The sequence below is a fragment of the Cryobacterium sp. Hz9 genome, assembly GCF_004402825.1.
GTDB lineage: Bacteria > Actinomycetota > Actinomycetes > Actinomycetales > Microbacteriaceae > Cryobacterium > Cryobacterium gelidum.
Map to the genome: position 1 here is coordinate 203,859 of NZ_SOFC01000022.1, position 16,526 is coordinate 220,384.

Genomic DNA, 16,526 nt, shown 5'->3' on the forward strand with positions numbered 1-16,526 from the left:
GTGCCCGGGCCCGGCAGATACCTGCTGTGCTGCGGACGCTGCCGTCTGAGGCACGCCGATCAGGCGGCGGTGGGCATCCGCTGGCGAGAAGCGCGGGACACGATCGCGGCGATGGCACGCCAGCCGAGCAGAAACACGCCGAGCACGATGGTCGTGACGATCGCGAAACTGAGTTGAATGCCTTGGCCGCCGGCCAGGCGCAGCAGGAGGCCGCCGAAGACGGCCGCGATCCAGACGCCGAGGCCGGTCCAGACGATGTTGCGCGGGTGGCGCCAGGCGCGCAGCAATAGCCAGCCGATGGTCAGGCCGCCAAGGAACGGCCAATAGGTCACGCCCAGGCCGGCCAGGGTCTCGCCGTGGCTCAGCCGACCGATCACGGCAAACAAGAGCACGAGGGCCGCGTCGAGCGCGCCCGCGGTAATGATCGATGATCGAGAGATTGGGCCAGCTCCGCTGCGCAGTGATGCCATGCTTTCAGCATAGTGAGACAGCCGGTGAGGAACTCGAGTTACACCGTGCCGCCGATCAGCGCGCCAATCACATAGGTGACGGCGAGAGCGAGGATGCCGCCGATCACGATGCGGGCGATGGCGCGCGGCTTGGGACTCTCGCCGAGGTGAGCGCTCAGCCAACCGGTGGTGACGAGGGCCACCAGAACCGCGAAGAAGGTGGCACCGATGCGCCACTCCGCCGGGGGCAGCAGAACGGCAAGCAGGGGGAGCGCCGCGCCGACGGTGAACGCGACAGCGGATGCAAGGGCCGCGTGCCACGGATTCGACATGCCGTCCGCGGTGATGTGCAGCTCAACCTCGAGGTGCGCCGCGAGGGCGTCATGCTCGGTGAGCTCGATGGCAACCTGCTGCGCCGTCTGGGCTGACAGCCCCTTGGCCACGTAGAATCCAGCCAGTTCGGCGAGCTCTTCGGCTGGCTCGTTCTCGAGCTCCCACGTCTCCTTGGCGATGAGGGCACGTTCGGAGTCGCGCTGGCTGCTGACCGACACGTATTCGCCGAGGGCCATCGAAATCGCGCCTGCGAGCAGGCTCGCCACACCGGCGATGAGAATGACACCGGAATCGGTGGTCGCTGCCGCAACACCAACGACGAGGGCGGCGACGGAGACGATGCCGTCGTTCGCGCCCAGAACACCGGCGCGCAGCCAGTTCAGCCGGGAGGCGAGGCCGGCGGTGTGCGGTTCCACCGCTTGGATAAGATCGGACATTACACCAGATAAGCACCTGACGGGGCCGGCGTCTAGCAAGGTGTGGCTAGCCTTCGGCGCTCATTCCCTGGCCGCGCGCCGGTATGGGGAGGTCGCCGGGTGCGACCCGACGCCCGATTCAGGCGATAGAGTTTTCACGGGCCGGTATGTCTTGACGTCGAGCTAATTCACGGCGCTGACTGCCGTTACCAACAACCTCATATATCTTCAGCGGCGGTGTGATCGCCAAGACGCGGATTGGAAGAGCAGCGTGGATCTTTACGAGTACCAAGCGAGAGACCTCTTTGAGGAATATGGTGTGCCGGTTCTGCCGGGCATTATCGCGGACACCCCCGCCGACGTCCGGGCAGCAGCCGAGAAGCTCGGTGGCGTTGTCGTAGTCAAGGCGCAGGTCAAGGTTGGTGGCCGCGGCAAGGCCGGCGGCGTCAAGGTAGCAAAGTCTCCGGAAGACGCCGAGGCCGCTGGCCAGGGCATCCTGGGCCTCGACATCAAGGGCCACACCGTTCACCGCGTCATGGTGGCCGGCGGAGCCCGCATCAAGGCGGAGTTCTACTTCTCCGTGCTGCTAGACCGCTCGAACCGTTCCTACCTATCGCTCGCCAGCTACGAGGGGGGCGTGGAGATCGAAGTTCTCGCCGTTGAGAAGCCCGAAGCGCTCGCCTACACGGCCGTCGACCCGATGATCGGCATCGACCTGGCGGTGGCGAAGCAGATCGCCATCGACGCGAAGTTCCCGGCGGAGCTCGTCGATAAGGTCGCCCCGGTTTTCGTCAAGCTCTACAACGTATTCACGGGTGAGGACGCGACCCTGGTTGAGGTCAACCCCCTCGTACTCACCGAAGAGGGCGACATCATCGCGCTCGACGGCAAGGTCACGATCGACGAGAACGCCGACTTCCGTCACCCCCGGCATGCCCTCCTCGAGGACGCCGCCGCGGCCGACCCGCTCGAAGCCAAAGCTAAGGCTGCCGGCCTCAACTACGTCAAGCTCGACGGTGAAGTCGGCATCATCGGCAACGGCGCAGGGCTCGTCATGAGCACCCTCGACGTCGTCGCTTATGCCGGCGAGAACTTCGGCAGCGTCAAGCCGGCCAACTTCCTCGACATCGGGGGCGGAGCATCCGCTGAGGTGATGGCCGCCGGACTCGACGTCATCCTCGGTGACCCGCAGGTCAAGAGCGTGTTCGTCAACGTCTTCGGCGGCATCACCGCCTGTGACGCCGTTGCCAAGGGCATCGTCGGCGCACTCGCCGAGCTCGGTTCGAGCGCCAACAAGCCGCTCGTGGTGCGCCTCGACGGTAACAACGTCGAGGAGGGTCGTCGCATCCTCGCCGAGGCGAACCACCCGCTCGTAACACTGGCCGCCACCATGGACGAGGGCGCCGCCAAGGCCGCCGAGCTCGCCCACGCTGCGAAGTAAGGGACAACCAAGAATGTCAATCTTCCTCAACAAAGACTCCAAGGTCATCGTTCAGGGCATCACCGGAGGTGAGGGCACCAAGCACACCGCCCTCATGCTCAAGGCCGGTACCCAGGTGGTCGGTGGCGTCAACGCGCGCAAGGCCGGCACCACCGTCGTGCACGGCTCGGTCGAGCTGCCCGTCTTCGGTACCGTCGCCGAGGCCGTCGCCAAGACCGGCGCCGACGTGTCGATCATCTTCGTACCGCCGGTGTTCACCAAGGACGCCGTGATCGAAGCGATCGACGCCGAGATTCCACTTCTCGTCATCATCACCGAGGGTGTTCCCGTGCAGGATTCGGCCGAATTCTGGGCCTACGCCATCAAAAAAGGCAACAAGACCCGCATCATCGGCCCGAACTGCCCCGGCATCATCACGCCCGGTGAGGCACTCGTCGGCATCACGCCGGCGAACATCACCGTCAAGGGCCCGGTCGGTCTCGTCTCCAAGTCGGGCACCCTGACCTACCAGATGATGTACGAACTGCGCGACCTGGGCTTCTCCACCGCGATCGGTATCGGTGGCGACCCCATCATCGGCACCACGCACATCGACGCGCTCGAGGCGTTCGAGAACGACCCGGAGACCAAGGCGATCGTCATGATCGGCGAAATCGGCGGCGACGCTGAAGAGAAGGCCGCCGAGTACATCAAGGCGCACGTCACAAAGCCGGTCATCGGCTACGTGGCCGGTTTCACCGCGCCCGAGGGCAAGACCATGGGCCACGCCGGCGCCATCGTCTCCGACGGAGCCGGAACCGCCCAGGGCAAGAAGGAGGCCCTCGAGGCCGCCGGAGTCAAGGTCGGCAAGACGCCGAGTGAGGCAGCGAACCTGCTGCGTGAGGCGCTCGCCGCACTGTAAGCAGCACGCACGTCCTGAGGGGCTCGCCGATTAGCGGCGGGCCCCTTCGGCGTATCGGGCGCGTGCTGGCGAGCATTGGCGGTACGGCGAGATAGGCTCGCAACGGATGAACCGCATAACGACCGCCCTGCTCGCCGCTCTCGAGGCAATACTTGTTGTCGCCATCGGCATCGGTGTCGCCATGGTGCCGCTCACCATACTCTGGGCCGCCCACTTCAAACTATCGGTCGAATGGTTCGTGTTCTGGCGAGCGGCGGCCGATATCTGGCTGCTCGGCAACGGCGTCGACCTCACCGTGCAACTCGGCCACGACGCTGCCGCCTCGCTCGGCCTGGCCGGCGCGGACGCTCCCTTTCTGATTTCCGTAGTGCCGCTCGGTTTCACCATACTTTCGGTGCTGATGGGCGTTCACACCGGTCGTCGTGCCGCCGAAACCCCGCACCGCTGGACCGGCGTCGGCGTCGCCGTGGCTACCTACGCCATTCTGGCCGCGCTCGTGACACTGTCCGCGATGTCGGAAACGGTCCAACCCAACCAACTGCAGGGTCTCCTTCTGCCGACGCTCATCTATTCCGCCGGAGTTCTCATTGGGGCGGAACTAGGGCGGCGCAAGACTGCGGTAGCTGCAGCGGGCCTTGATCGGGTGAGCCGCGGCATCCGTTCGTCGTATCAACGCATACCGCAGAACGTTCGCACCCTCATCGAGGGCGCACTGCGCGGCGGAACAGCGGCCGCCGCGGGGGTGTTGGTCGTGTCAGGCGTGGCCGTGGCCGTGCTGATCGCGGTCAACTACGCGACTATCATCGGGCTTTATGAAGCGGTGCAGGCCGGCGTTTTCGGTGGCGCCACCATCACCCTCGCCCAGCTCGCGCTCATTCCCAACCTCGTGATCTGGGCCAGCGCCTGGTTTGTCGGGCCCGGTATCGCGATGGGCGTCGGAACCTCCGTCTCGCCGATCGGCACCATCGTGGGAACACTGCCCGGCCTGCCCCTGTTCGGCCTGCTGCCGCAGGGCACCCCCGCCTACGGCTTTCTCGGGCTGCTCGTGCCCGTGCTTATTGGTTTCGTGTTCGGCGTCGTGACCCAGCAGTGGCTGGATCGCCCCGGGGTGCCCGAACGCACCACCCTCGAACAGGTCCTCACCGGTCTCGGCATTGGGCTCGTTAGTGGAGCGCTCCTCGGCCTGCTCGCCTGGTCGTCGGCCGGAGCGATCGGCCCCGGCCGCCTGGTCGAGGTCGGTCCGAATCCGCTGTTGGTCGGCGCGCTCGCCGCCGCCGAAATCGGCGTGGCCGCGGCCCTCGGCCTGCTCGCCGGCCGAGTGCGGCTCCCCTCGGTACGCCGAGCCAAACGGTAAGCTCAAACCGTGCTGTCTATTGTCGTGTTGATCTCCGGCGGAGGATCCAACCTGCGAGCCCTGCTGGAGGCGTCGGAAGACGCCGAATTTCCGGCACGAATCGTGGCCATCGGCGCCGACCGCGACGCGGACGGCCTCGAACTCGGCGCCGAATTCGGCATCCCGGCCTTCTCGGTTCCGTTCTCCTCCTTCGCCGACCGTGCGGCCTGGGGCGACGAACTGCTCGCGCAGATTCAGCAGTGGCAGCCCGACCTGGTCGTGCTCAGCGGCCTGATGCGCCTGCTGCCGCCGCGCGTGGTCGCCGCCCTGTCGCCGAACCTGATCAACACGCACCCGGCCTACCTCCCCGAATTTCCTGGCGCGCACGCCGTGCGCGACGCCCTGGCCGCTGGCGCAAGACAGACCGGAGCGAGCATCATCGTGGTCGACAACGGTGTCGACGCGGGCCCCATCCTGGTGCAGGAGCGCGTCGACGTTCTACCCGGAGACACCGAGACTTCCCTGCAGAATCGCATCAAGATCGTCGAAAGACGCCTGCTCATTCAGGCCGTGCTCGACATCGCCAACGGACACATGAACCTCAAGGAGAACAGCAACGCATGATCGCTCACACCAGCGCGCCCAGCTCGTACCGTGACCGGGACCAGATCACCATCGAGCGTGCACTCATCTCCGTGAGCGACAAGACCGGCCTGGTTGAGCTCGCCGCCGCCCTCACCGCGGATGGCGTCGAAATTGTCTCGACCGGATCCACCGCGGCGACCATTCGCGCCGCCGGCATGGACGTGACCGACGTCTCCGACGTCACCGGCTTCCCGGAATCGCTCGACGGCCGTGTCAAAACCCTGCACCCGGGCGTGCACGCCGGCATCCTCGCCGACCTGCGCCTCGAAACGCACGAAGCGCAGCTGACCGAGCTCGGCATCAAGGCCTTCCAGCTTGTCGTCGTCAACCTGTACCCGTTTGTCGAAACCGCCCAGAGCGGCGCCGAGCCGGCCGACGTGATCGAGCAGATCGACATTGGCGGACCGGCCCTCGTGCGGGCATCTGCTAAAAACCACGCCAACGTGGCCATCGTCGTCGACCCGGGCAACTACGGCGAGATCATCGAAGCCGCCACCGCCGGCGGCTCCACACTCAAGTTGCGCCAGAAGCTCGCCTCGCTCGCCTTCGAGCACACCGCCGACTACGACCTGAGCGTGTCGGCCTGGTTCACCGAGAACGTCTACGACCAGTGGCAGGACGACTTCGAGGCCCTCGACGAGGACATCACGTTCGAGGCAGCCGAAGAAGAGGACGACGACGAGTCGCCGTTTCCCGCGGGACTGGGCATCGAGGTCACCCGCGACGCAATACTGCGGTACGGCGAGAACTCGCACCAGGCCGCCGCGCTCTACGTCGGCGAAGGCGGCCGCGGCATCGCACAGGCCAGGCAGCTGCACGGCAAGGAAATGTCGTATAACAACTACGTCGACGCGGATGCCGCTGTGCGCGCCGCCTTCGACTTCAGCGAGCCGGCCGTCGCCATCGTCAAGCACGCCAACCCCTGCGGAATCGCCGTTGCCAAGCCCAACGCACCGGATGCCATCGCCTCCGCGCACCTGCGCGCCCACGCCTGCGACCCGATCTCCGCGTTCGGCGGCGTGATCGCCGCGAACCGCGTCGTCACCCTCGGCATGGCCGAAACCATTAGCGAGATCTTCACCGAGGTGCTCGTCGCCCCCGGCTTCGAGCCGGCCGCGGTTGAACTGCTCACCAAGAAGAAAAACATTCGCCTGCTCGAGCTGCCCGCCGACTACGAGCGTTCCTCGCTCGAACTGCACCAGATCTCGGGTGGCCTGCTCGTGCAGGAGACCGACAGCTTCGACGGCTTCAGCTCGGCCGGCTGGACCCTCGTTGCCGGCCGCGAAGTGGACGCCGCCACCCGCGCCGATCTCGAATTCGCGTGGAAGTCGTGCCGTTCCGTGAAGTCGAATGCTATTCTGCTCGCGCACGCCGGGGCGTCCGTTGGCGTTGGTATGGGCCAGGTCAACCGGGTCGACTCCTGCCACCTCGCTGTGAGCCGCGCCGGCGAACGCGCCGAGGGATCGGTCGCCGCGTCTGACGCGTTCTTCCCCTTCGCTGACGGACTCGAGGTGCTGCTCGACGCCGGCATCGCGGCCGTCGTACAGCCCGGCGGATCGGTGCGCGACGCCGAGGTCATCGCCGCGGCGACCGCGGCGGGGGTCTCGATGTACTTCACGGGAGAGCGTCACTTCTTCCACTAGGGTCACACCCGGGTATCCGTCCTGGCGGCGGGGGAGGTGAATCCGCGTGTGGGATTCGCGTGCCAGCAGCGCGAAGCGCAGCTGTTCCCCCGGGTGCCAGCTTTGGGTATCCTGATCGAGGCGGTGCCACACACCGGCGCCGCCGCACTCGGCCCACAAGGCCCGGAACAACGGAGTTTCCATGACCCTCACACACCCAGGCGCTGCCCTCGATTCCCTCGCGCAGATTCCACTTTCCCATGAAAAAGTGCTGATCACGAATGGGAAACGGTCGGGGCTGATGATCACGGTGGCCGTACATTCCACCCGTCTCGGCCAGGCCCTCGGCGGCGCCCGCCTATGGCAGTACGCGAGCTGGACCGACGCGGTCGCTGACGCCCTGCGGCTCTCCGCCGCCATGACCCTGAAAAACGCGGCCGCCGGTCTGCACCGCGGCGGTGGTAAGTCCGTCATCTACCTGCCGCTCGGCACGGTACTGACGGACGCTGAGAAACGTCTGGCGATGCTCGACCTCGGCGACGCCATCGAGAGCCTGAATGGCGCCTACATGACGGCCGAAGACGTCGGCACGAGCGCCGAGCTCATGGCCATCGTGGCCGAACGCACGAACCACGTCTGCGGACTGCCCGCCGCGAGCGGCGGCGTCGGTGAGCCAGCGGATGCCACCGCAGCCGGCGTGTACGCGAGCATCGAATCCACCCTTGAAGCCCTGTTCGGCAGCCGCGAGGTGCGCGGCCGCCACCTGATCATCTCGGGCCTCGGCCAGGTGGGCGGACGCCTGGCCACGGCCCTCGCCGCCGCTGGTGCCACCCTCACCGTCTCCGACATCAACCCCGACAAACGCGCGCTCGCCGACGAGCTCGGCGCTACGTGGGTGTCGGTCGCCGATGCGCACCGGGTGCACGCCGACCTGTTCGTGCCGTGCGGCCTGGGCGGCGTGCTGACCGCGTCCGTGATCGCGGAGTTGAACGTTCTCGGTGTCTGCGGCGCGGCCAATAACCAGCTCGCGTTCGGCGCAGGGGCCGCCCAGCTGGACGCGCGCGGCATCCTCTGGGCACCGGATTTCGTTGTCAACGCCGGCGGCGTCGTCTACCTCTCCATGGCGAGCGAGCCGAACGCCGACCTCGAGCAGATCACCGAGCGCGTTGCGGCGATCGGCTCCGTGCTCACGCAGATTTTCACGGATGCCCGCGCGAACCAGAGCACCACCCTCGCGGCCGCCGAACTGCTCGCCGCGGCACGCCTGAACGCGGTTCGGTAACGCCGGGCTATTCGCGCAGATCCGACGGGATCGTCGGCAGCACTCGTGCGGACGCACGACGCTCCCTGAGCGTCGTGCGTGCAGCCTTGGCCAGTTCGGTGAGAATCGGGATCCCGGAGAGCAGGATGATGCCGATGATGAAGAATTCTGAGTAGGTCGCGACGAACGCGAACTGGCCGAGGAAGAATCCGACCAGGGTGAGGCCGACGCCCCAGGCGAAGGCGCCGATAGCGTTGTATGCCACGAAGCTGCGGTAGCGCATCCTGCCGACGCCAGCGGCGACCGGCACGAAGGCGCGAAAAACGGGCAGAAAGCGAGCCAGGATGATGGACTTGCCGCCGTGCTTGGCGAAGAAGGCGTTGGTACGCTCGACGTTCTGCGGGTTGAAGAAGCGGTTCTTCTCTCGGGAGAAGACCGAGGGGCCTGCTTTTCGACCGATGGCATAGGCGAGCTGGTCGCCGGCGAATGCGGCCGCGAACACGACTAGGCAGGTCACCCAGATCGGCAGCGGCACGACGCCGGTCGCGGTGAGCAGGCCGACGGTGAACAGCAGTGAATCGCCCGGCATGAACGACAGCACGATGAATCCGGTCTCGATGAAGACAACCGCCGCGACGCCGAGCAACACGAATGATCCAAACGAGTGGATCAGCCAGTCAGAGTCGAGAAAATCGATCCCGAACAGGGTGGGCAGCATGAAGGGTCCTTCCAAAGGGGCGAGGCGCAGGGAATGGCCCTGCCGAAGACGAGCGCAGACCCCAGACTACGTGACGCCGCGCTCGGAAAACGCGCGTTATCGGGTGGTTCGGCGCTCGGGGCGTGGACGCCGTGACGGCCAACGGATGCTCTCGGCAAGAAAAGACCTTGCGTTCTGGCCCCGGCTCGCCATAGTCTGGAAGGCTGCCTGATCCGGGGGGCATGAGACACGTAATCCTTGAGGCGCCCAGGAGGCAGACATGACAAAGACAGCACCGATCACGCTCGCGACGAACGCGAACGACGGCGCACACTTTGGCTTGTTTGCCCCGTTCTACGCCGCCGCTGTGTCCCTCGTCGACTAGCCGTTCCCGTGCCCAGCTCGGCGTGGTGCCCTGGTGGTATTCGGTTCCGGCCGAGGAGCATCCGCTCGCCGCTACCGCAGGGGCAGCCCGCAACTGCCCGCTGACTCGTTCGTCGCACTCGCGCCGCACGCCGCCATTCGTACGTCCCCTGTCGCCGGTACCACTCAGATTCGGCGACCAGAATCATCCGCCGCCCCCCGCAACCCGGGGCGCGGCCGCACCGCATTCAGGACTGGACCATGACCACCACCGCCGCACCGGCGCATCCGCCCCACTCGTCTCCACCCCCGTCGAACTCTGCCGCACGGGCCAACACTTTTCGCAGCCTGCAACGGCTCTACCCCTATGCCAAACCGGCCCTGCCCCGCATCTACCTCGGCATGGTGGCAGCGCTTCTCGCGGGACTCGTCGCACTGGTCATTCCCCAGGTGCTGGCCTGGCTCGTCGACGGCCCGCTCAGCGCGGTGGGGAACGGCGACAGTGCCGTACAGATCTGGCCAGCCGTGTGGATAGTTCTCGGACTCGGCGTGCTCGAGGCGATCATGATCGCCCTGCGCCGCTGGTTTGTGCTCACCCCGGGCACCCATATCGAGGCGCGCATGCGCAATCACCTGTACGCCCGGCTGCAGGATCTGCCGGTGAGCTTCCACGACCGCTGGCCGAGCGGGCAGCTGCTCTCCCGCGCCGTGAGCGACCTCAACCTCATTCGCCGCTGGGTATCGTTCGGGCTCGTGCTGCTGGTGGTCAACTTTCTCACCATTGTCGTCGGCGTCGTCATTCTGCTCTGGATGCACTGGCTTCTCGGCGTGATCTTCGTGGTCTGCTCCATCCCGATCTGGATCTACGGCTACGTCTTCGAGGAGAAATACTCGGTGATCGCCCGGCGCAGCCAGGATCAGGCCGGTGACCTTGCGACCGCCGTCGAGGAGTCCGTGCACGGCATCCGTGTGCTCAAAGCGTTCGGACGTGGATCGTTCGCGCTGAAGAACTTCGCCGCGCAGGCGGAAAGCCTGCGCGGCACCGAGATCGAGAAGGCACGCGCCATCGCCGGTATCTGGCTCTGGTTGCTGCTCGTGCCCGACGTGGCGTTCGCGCTCTGCCTCGTAACCGGCGTCTGGCTCACCAGCCAGGGAGAGCTCAGCGGCGGCGAGCTGCTGGCGTTCTTCGCGACGGCGACCGTGCTGCGGTTTCCGGTGGAATCGATCGGATTCCTGCTGTCGATGACCTTCGACGCGCGCACCGCGACCGACCGGTATTTTGACATTCTCGACACCCCCAACGAGATCACCGACCCGGCGCACCCGGCCACACTCGCCGCGCCGCTCGGGCGCCTCGCGTTCGACAACGTGCACTTTCGCTACCCGGACTCACCGGAGCGCTTTCCCGACCTGCTCAACGGCATCGATCTCGTGCTCGATCCGGGGGAGACCATGGCGCTCGTCGGCCTCACCGGTTCGGGCAAGTCCACGCTCACGGCCCTCACGACCCGCCTCTATGACGTGACCTCGGGCGCCGTGACGCTCGACGGTGTCGACGTGCGAGCACTCGGCCGCGAAGAACTGCGCAGCCACCTCGCGATGGCGTTCGAGGATGCCACCCTGTTCTCGGCATCCGTTCGTGACAACGTGCTGCTGGGTCGCGCCGATTTGTTCGCTACCAGCCCCGAAGCGGATGCCGCGCTCGCTCAAGCCTTGCAGATCGCGCAGGCCGGGTTCGTCTACGACCTGCCACTCGGCGTCGACACCCTCGTCGGCGAGGAAGGCATGAGCCTGTCCGGCGGGCAGCGACAGCGTCTCGCGCTCGCCCGCGCGGTCGCCGCCCGACCGTCGGTGCTCATCCTCGACGACCCGCTGTCGGCGCTCGACGTGAACACCGAATCGCTCGTCGAGAACGCGCTGCGCGAGGTGCTCGTCGACACCACCGCGCTCATCGTGGCGCACCGACCGTCGACGGTCATGCTCGCCGACCGGGTAGCGCTGCTCGAAGACGGCCGCATCACCGCCGTCGGCACGCACTCCGAGCTGCTTCGTACCAGCGCACACTACACCTTCGTCATCTCCAGCCTGGAGGACGAAGAACGCAGAGAATCGAACCGAGCGGAGGAAAAGCTGTGACCGTCACCGGTGTGACCGGCGAAGAACGCCACGACTTCAGCAAGGCCGAAAGCAAGCAGATTCGGGCGCGTTCCCTGCGGCTGCTCGGCTCGCTGCTGCTGCCGGTGCGCGGCAAGGTTGTGCTCGCCATGCTCGTGGTCGTCGTCTCGACCGCCGCTCAGGTGGCCGGCCCGGCGCTCATCGCCTTCGGCATCGACCGTGGCTTGCCCGCATTGCTCAAGCAGGACTGGATGCCGCTCGCCGCGGCCGGCGCCATCTACCTCGTCGCCGGAGTGCTCGGTGCGCTGCTGATCGCTTGGTACACCGTGTTGAGCGCCCGGGTGAGCCAGGCGGTGCTGATCGACCTGCGCAAGCGGGTGTTCCTGCACACGCAGAAGCTCAGCCTCGAGTTTCACGAGTCCTACACCTCTGGCCGCATCATTTCACGCCAGACTAGCGACCTCGATGCCATTCGGGAACTGCTCGACTCCGGCATCAACCAGCTCGTGCAGGGCCTCCTCTATATGTCATTCACCGCGATCGCCCTGGTGCTGCTCGACGGAACCAGTGGACTCGTGCTGCTGTGCGCGCTGCTGCCACTCGTCATCCTCACCCGCTGGTTCCAGGTGCGCTCGCAGAGCCTGTTTCGGCAGTCTCGGGTCGCGTCGGCAAGCCTGATTGTGCGGTTCGTCGAAACAATGACCGGCATTCGCGCCGTCAAGGCGTTCCGCACCGAGAAGCACAACGCATCGGTGTTCGGCACACTCGTCGAAAGCTATCGCCAGGTCAACGCGCGTGTCATCCAACTGTTCGGAGTCTTCGATCCGGGGCTCGTGCTCATCGGCAATGTCACGGTCGCCGCCGTGCTGCTCGTCGGCGGTTTCCGGGTGGCCGACGGCCAGCTTGCGATCGGTGCGCTGCTCGCGACGCTGCTCTACACTCGCCGGTTCTTCGACCCGATGGAGGAGATGGCGATGTTCTACAACTCCTACCAGTCGGCCGCGGCGGCGCTCGAGAAGATCTCGGGCGTGCTCGAGGAACGCCCCGGCGTACCCGATCCGGTTGCCCCGGTCGATCTCTGGGAGGCTCGCGGTCGGGTGCGCTTCGAGAACGTGCAGTTCGCCTACCAGGCCGACCGGGAGATTCTCCCGCACTTCGACCTCGATATTCCGGCCGGGCAGACCATCGCCCTGGTCGGGTCGACCGGAGCGGGCAAATCGACGCTCGCCAAGCTCATGAGCCGGTTCTACGACCCGACGGATGGCCGGGTGCGTCTCGACGACGTCGACCTGCGTGACCTGCACCCCAGGGACCTGCGGCGCGCGATCGTCATGGTCACCCAGGAGGCATACCTGTTCAGCGGGTCGGTCGCCGAGAATATCGCCATCGGCAAACCGGATGCCTCGGCGCGGGAGATTCGCGCTGCCGCCGCAGCTGTCGGTGCCCACGACTTCATCGAGAGCCTGCCGAATGGGTATGACACCGACGTGAACAAGCGTGGCGGGCGAGTGTCGGCTGGCCAGCGCCAGCTGATCTCGTTTGCGCGCGCTTTTCTCGCCAACCCGGCTGTACTTATCCTCGATGAGGCTACGTCATCGCTCGATATTCCGAGCGAACGGCTCGTGCAGGAGGCGCTGCAGACACTGCTGCATGATCGCACGGCCGTGATCATCGCCCACCGCCTGTCGACTGTGGCCATTGCCAACCGCGTGCTCGTGATGGAACACGGCCGCATCGTGGAGGACGGCGCCCCGCACGACCTCATCGCGGGCACCGGCCGATTTGCGACGATGCACGCCGCGTGGCGCGACTCCCTGGTGTAGCCGCTAGTCGGGCATGGGGCCGAGTTGTTCGGGGGCCCCGGCCGGGAGCGGATGAGGAGCGGGTTCCTTGAGTTCCACAAAAATGGTGTGCGTGTCCGTTTCGCCGGTATTCGCCCCGGAATGCTCCTGGGCGGGGAGCCAGCGCGCGACGCCCTCCGGCAGGTCGACGTCGATGAACCGGCCGCCGGAGGAGAGACGTCGGCGGAATGCGGTCAGGGTGAACATGACGCTGTCGGGATGCCGATGCGGCGTCGATTCGTCGCCGGGTCGGTCTAGATATTCGAGGACGCGTACCCGCTCGTTCTCGAAGATCACGCGATAGAACTGCGGGTTGGTGACGACAGGATCGCTCTGCATGCAAGCACGGTAGCACCGCGCCAGCAGGGTGTACAAGCGCGGACCTCACGGCTTCTCCTTGGGTGCCCGAACGGCGATCGAACGGCGCTAACCATCGCGGAGCCACTGCCGGCACCTCGGGTCCTTGGTCACTAGTGCGATCTATGGAGGTGCGAGATGCTGAATCCGGACTTCTGTTCCTTCGGCACCTACCCCAGCAGAAAGGCTGCCAGACGATGAGCAGTGTGACGCCTCCCGCAGTGAGCCCACCCACACCGTCCCCCGCATGCGCAAAATGGGGCGCGGCCGGGACCGATCATCTTGCTGGTTCTGGGTATCGTGCCGGGACTGGTCGGTCGTCGTCATGAACGCCGACGCAAGCCCCGGAGTCGCCGTGAACCCCGCTGCGGGCCTGCACACCGACCAGGGCCCGACCGAATCGGTCCCTGAACCCGGCGAAAAGCGGCTCTGAACCCGAGCCCGAACTGTGGGCGCTACACGCGCGGCGACCAGCGGGCGGCGGCGTAGTCGACCCGGTAGGCGGTATCCGCTGTGCTGGTATCTGCCGCCGGGGTGGTCGCCGCTCTGCTGATTGCAGCCGCGGTATCAGTGGGTGACGCGAGCAGTGGCGTGTTCTCGGCGCGGTAGTGCGGCAGCGCCTCGGCCTCATGCCCGAACGGCGGATGCCCGCCAGCGCGAATCACGCGCCACCACGCCACCTCAAAGCCGTAGCGGGCCATGACCTGGCCGACAGCGCGGGCGGCGCGGGAGCCGAGCTGCGCGGCCACGCCGCCATAGGTCATCACACGGCCCGGCGGAATGGAATCAACCACACCAAGCACCCGGGACACGAAGTCGTCGGGCTCCGGCGTGGTCATGCGCAGACTGAACGCGGGTCAGAGCTTCAGCGATCCGATGACTTCGCCGTACTGGGTCTCGCCGACATCGACGAATCCCAGGCGGTGGAAGAAGGCCTCCGGGCCGTCGGTGCCGGGTTCCCAGATGACGTTGACGTGGTCGAAACCACGGTCACGGGCTTCGGCGGCGAGCGCCTCGGCGGCGTACTTGCCGACGCCCTGGCCCTGTGTGTCGGCGTTGACGTTGATGCGCCAGATGCAGGCGCGAAACTCTTCGTGCTCGGAGTTGGGGTCGAAATTGCCGTGGATGAAACCGGCGACGATGCCGTCCAGAAGCACCACACGCTGCCACGATGTGGCCGGGTTGATCACCGAAGCTGCGACCGAATACGAGACCGGCGCAATGAATTGTTCCTGGCCTGGTTTCAGGCTCAAGGAGTTGGCCGCGACGATGTTTCGTGCGGATAATTCTTCCAGCGTCAGCTCACCCATGTGATCAGGCTAACGTGCGGCCGGGGTAGTCGATAGTCGCGGGAGTGTTTGACCCCGGCAATTCACCTGCCCGATTTATCTCGATGTCAAGATAGTTGTGAGCCTCTAGTAAGGTAGACGATGGCCGTGAGGGCCTTACTGAGTACAGAGGAGAAATTTTTGTCGAAGATCACGGTTGAGGGAACAGTTGTCGAGCTCGATGGCGACGAGATGACCCGCATCATCTGGCACGCCATCAAAGAAACGCTGATTCACCCGTACCTCGACATCGACCTTGAGTACTACGACCTCTCAATTCAAAAGCGCGACGAGACCAACGACCAGATTACGATCGACGCCGCACACGCCATTCAAAAGCATGGCGTTGGCGTGAAGTGCGCCACCATCACCCCCGACGAAGCGCGGGTGGAGGAATTCGGCCTGAAGCAAATGTGGCTCTCGCCGAACGGCACCATTCGCAACATCCTCGGCGGCACCATCTTTCGCGAGCCCATTATCATCTCCAACATCCCTCGCCTCGTGCCGGGCTGGAACAAGCCGATCATCATCGGCCGCCACGCCTACGGCGACCAGTACAAGGCCACCAACTTTCGGTTCAAGGGCAAGGGCACGCTCAGCATGACCTTCACGCCGCAGGACGGCAGCGCGCCGTCCACGTTTGAGGTCTTCCAGGCTCCGGGCGACGGTGTGGCCATGGGCATGTACAACCTCGATTCATCGATCATCGACTTCGCACGCGCCTCGCTGAATTACGGCCTCGAGCGCAAGGTGCCGGTCTACCTCTCGACCAAGAACACGATTCTCAAAGCCTATGACGGTCGCTTCAAGGACATCTTCCAGGACATTTTCGACACCGAGTTCAAGGCCGCCTTCGACGCGGCGGGACTGACCTACGAGCACCGTTTGATCGATGACATGGTCGCCTCCGCCATGAAGTGGGAGGGCGGCTACCTCTGGGCCTGCAAGAACTACGACGGTGACGTCCAGTCCGACACCGTGGCCCAGGGCTTCGGTTCGCTCGGCCTCATGACCAGCGTGCTCTCGACCCCCGACGGCACGGTCGTCGAGGCGGAGGCCGCCCATGGCACTGTGACGCGCCACTACCGTCAGCACCAGCTCGGTAAGCCCACCTCGACCAACCCGATCGCGTCGATCTACGCCTGGACCCGCGGCCTCTCGCACCGGGCGAAGCTCGACAACAACCCGGCCCTGGCCGAGTTCGCGTTGACCCTCGAAGACGTCGTCATCAAGACCGTCGAGAGCGGCATGATGACGAAGGACCTCGCGCTCCTGGTCGGCCCGGACCAGGGCTACCAGACCACCGAGGAGTTCCTTGCCTCGATCGCAGAGAACCTGCAGGCGCGTCTGGCGTAGTCCGCACGTACTCCCGCGGGGCCTCGATCGCAATCGGTCGGGGCCCTGTGGGCTTTCCGGGGTGCCGG

The 16,526-nt window shown here is 65.9% G+C and carries 15 protein-coding genes; 9 read left to right on the forward strand and 6 right to left on the reverse strand.

The features are described from left to right. Positions 1–59: 59 nt before the first annotated feature. Both E3N85_RS12035 and E3N85_RS12040 read right to left on the reverse strand, forming a co-directional pair. Positions 60–470 carry a DUF3054 domain-containing protein gene (locus tag E3N85_RS12035; protein ID WP_174722484.1) on the reverse strand — a complete coding sequence of 137 codons (411 nt, stop codon included), beginning with the start codon at positions 468–470 and terminating at the stop codon, positions 60–62. A 38-nt stretch (positions 471–508) separates the two neighbouring features. Continuing rightward, positions 509–1,219, reverse strand: a complete 711-nt coding sequence (locus E3N85_RS12040; RefSeq protein ID WP_134463470.1) for a VIT family protein — start codon at positions 1,217–1,219, stop codon at positions 509–511. Positions 1,220–1,469: 250 nt separating this feature from the next. Between E3N85_RS12040 and sucC the strand changes: the two genes are divergently transcribed. The 6 genes from sucC (at position 1,470) to E3N85_RS12070 (ending at position 8,422) form a co-directional block, all read left to right on the forward strand. After that, entirely contained in the window at positions 1,470–2,639 is a 1,170-nt protein-coding gene (gene sucC / locus E3N85_RS12045; protein WP_134463472.1) for an ADP-forming succinate--CoA ligase subunit beta, read from the forward strand. Between the two features lie 13 nt (positions 2,640–2,652). Further along, the gene (gene sucD, locus E3N85_RS12050) at positions 2,653–3,540 is read left to right on the forward strand and encodes a succinate--CoA ligase subunit alpha (protein WP_104193334.1); all 888 of its coding nucleotides are present in this window, start codon (positions 2,653–2,655) and stop codon (positions 3,538–3,540) included. Positions 3,541–3,646: 106 nt separating this feature from the next. Continuing rightward, positions 3,647–4,894: a DUF6350 family protein gene (locus E3N85_RS12055; protein WP_134463474.1), complete on the forward strand. Its 1,248-nt coding sequence runs from the start codon at positions 3,647–3,649 to the stop codon at positions 4,892–4,894. 9 nt (positions 4,895–4,903) lie between these two features. After that, the gene (purN, locus tag E3N85_RS12060; RefSeq protein ID WP_134463476.1) at positions 4,904–5,497 is read left to right on the forward strand and encodes a phosphoribosylglycinamide formyltransferase; all 594 of its coding nucleotides are present in this window, start codon (positions 4,904–4,906) and stop codon (positions 5,495–5,497) included. Continuing rightward, positions 5,494–7,161 (forward strand): bifunctional phosphoribosylaminoimidazolecarboxamide formyltransferase/IMP cyclohydrolase, encoded by a 1,668-nt coding sequence (purH, locus tag E3N85_RS12065; protein ID WP_134463478.1) that lies wholly within the window; start codon positions 5,494–5,496, stop codon positions 7,159–7,161. The genes purN and purH overlap by 4 nt, the downstream gene beginning before the upstream one ends. Before the next feature lie 181 nt (positions 7,162–7,342). After that, on the forward strand, positions 7,343–8,422 hold the full coding sequence (locus E3N85_RS12070; protein ID WP_134463480.1) for a Glu/Leu/Phe/Val dehydrogenase dimerization domain-containing protein: 1,080 nt from the start codon (positions 7,343–7,345) through the stop codon (positions 8,420–8,422). A 7-nt stretch (positions 8,423–8,429) separates the two neighbouring features. On the opposite strand, the gene E3N85_RS12075 is transcribed toward E3N85_RS12070, so the two are convergent. Continuing rightward, a complete protein-coding gene (locus E3N85_RS12075) occupies positions 8,430–9,119 on the reverse strand; it encodes a DedA family protein (protein WP_134463482.1) in 690 nt (229 codons plus the stop codon). A gap of 603 nt (positions 9,120–9,722) precedes the next feature. Between E3N85_RS12075 and E3N85_RS12080 the strand changes: the two genes are divergently transcribed. Together E3N85_RS12080 and E3N85_RS12085 are read left to right on the forward strand one after the other, a co-directional pair. Further along, on the forward strand, positions 9,723–11,597 hold the full coding sequence (locus E3N85_RS12080) for an ABC transporter ATP-binding protein (RefSeq protein ID WP_134463484.1): 1,875 nt from the start codon (positions 9,723–9,725) through the stop codon (positions 11,595–11,597). After that, positions 11,594–13,399, forward strand: a complete 1,806-nt coding sequence (locus E3N85_RS12085) for an ABC transporter ATP-binding protein (protein WP_134463486.1) — start codon at positions 11,594–11,596, stop codon at positions 13,397–13,399. Before E3N85_RS12080 ends, E3N85_RS12085 begins: the two co-directional genes overlap by 4 nt. Before the next feature lie 3 nt (positions 13,400–13,402). Here the strand turns inward: E3N85_RS12085 and E3N85_RS12090 are convergent, their stop codons facing one another. The 3 genes from E3N85_RS12090 to E3N85_RS12100 all read right to left on the reverse strand — a co-directional run bounded on the left by E3N85_RS12090 (position 13,403) and on the right by E3N85_RS12100 (position 15,084). Then, positions 13,403–13,756: a cytoplasmic protein gene (locus E3N85_RS12090; RefSeq protein ID WP_134463488.1), complete on the reverse strand. Its 354-nt coding sequence runs from the start codon at positions 13,754–13,756 to the stop codon at positions 13,403–13,405. 473 nt (positions 13,757–14,229) lie between these two features. After that, entirely contained in the window at positions 14,230–14,613 is a 384-nt protein-coding gene (locus tag E3N85_RS12095; RefSeq protein WP_134463490.1) for an MGMT family protein, read from the reverse strand. An 18-nt stretch (positions 14,614–14,631) separates the two neighbouring features. Beyond that, positions 14,632–15,084: a GNAT family N-acetyltransferase gene (locus E3N85_RS12100; protein ID WP_134463492.1), complete on the reverse strand. Its 453-nt coding sequence runs from the start codon at positions 15,082–15,084 to the stop codon at positions 14,632–14,634. A gap of 159 nt (positions 15,085–15,243) precedes the next feature. Between E3N85_RS12100 and E3N85_RS12105 the strand changes: the two genes are divergently transcribed. Further along, entirely contained in the window at positions 15,244–16,458 is a 1,215-nt protein-coding gene (locus E3N85_RS12105; RefSeq protein ID WP_134463494.1) for an NADP-dependent isocitrate dehydrogenase, read from the forward strand. Positions 16,459–16,526 lie beyond the last annotated feature (68 nt).

Excerpts from the sequence above, each read along its gene's own strand:
- E3N85_RS12035 (WP_174722484.1), bottom strand. The coding sequence starts at position 470 with ATGGCATCACTGCGCAGCGGAGCTGGCCCAATCTCTCGATCATCGATC.
- E3N85_RS12040 (WP_134463470.1), bottom strand. The coding sequence starts at position 1,219 with ATGTCCGATCTTATCCAAGCGGTGGAACCGCACACCGCCGGCCTCGCC.
- sucD (WP_104193334.1), top strand. The coding sequence starts at position 2,653 with ATGTCAATCTTCCTCAACAAAGACTCCAAGGTCATCGTTCAGGGCATC.
- E3N85_RS12055 (WP_134463474.1), top strand. The coding sequence starts at position 3,647 with ATGAACCGCATAACGACCGCCCTGCTCGCCGCTCTCGAGGCAATACTT.
- purH (WP_134463478.1), top strand. The coding sequence starts at position 5,494 with ATGATCGCTCACACCAGCGCGCCCAGCTCGTACCGTGACCGGGACCAG.
- E3N85_RS12070 (WP_134463480.1), top strand. The coding sequence starts at position 7,343 with ATGACCCTCACACACCCAGGCGCTGCCCTCGATTCCCTCGCGCAGATT.
- E3N85_RS12075 (WP_134463482.1), bottom strand. The coding sequence starts at position 9,119 with ATGCTGCCCACCCTGTTCGGGATCGATTTTCTCGACTCTGACTGGCTG.
- E3N85_RS12080 (WP_134463484.1), top strand. The coding sequence starts at position 9,723 with ATGACCACCACCGCCGCACCGGCGCATCCGCCCCACTCGTCTCCACCC.
- E3N85_RS12090 (WP_134463488.1), bottom strand. The coding sequence starts at position 13,756 with ATGCAGAGCGATCCTGTCGTCACCAACCCGCAGTTCTATCGCGTGATC.
- E3N85_RS12095 (WP_134463490.1), bottom strand. The coding sequence starts at position 14,613 with ATGACCACGCCGGAGCCCGACGACTTCGTGTCCCGGGTGCTTGGTGTG.
- E3N85_RS12100 (WP_134463492.1), bottom strand. The coding sequence starts at position 15,084 with ATGGGTGAGCTGACGCTGGAAGAATTATCCGCACGAAACATCGTCGCG.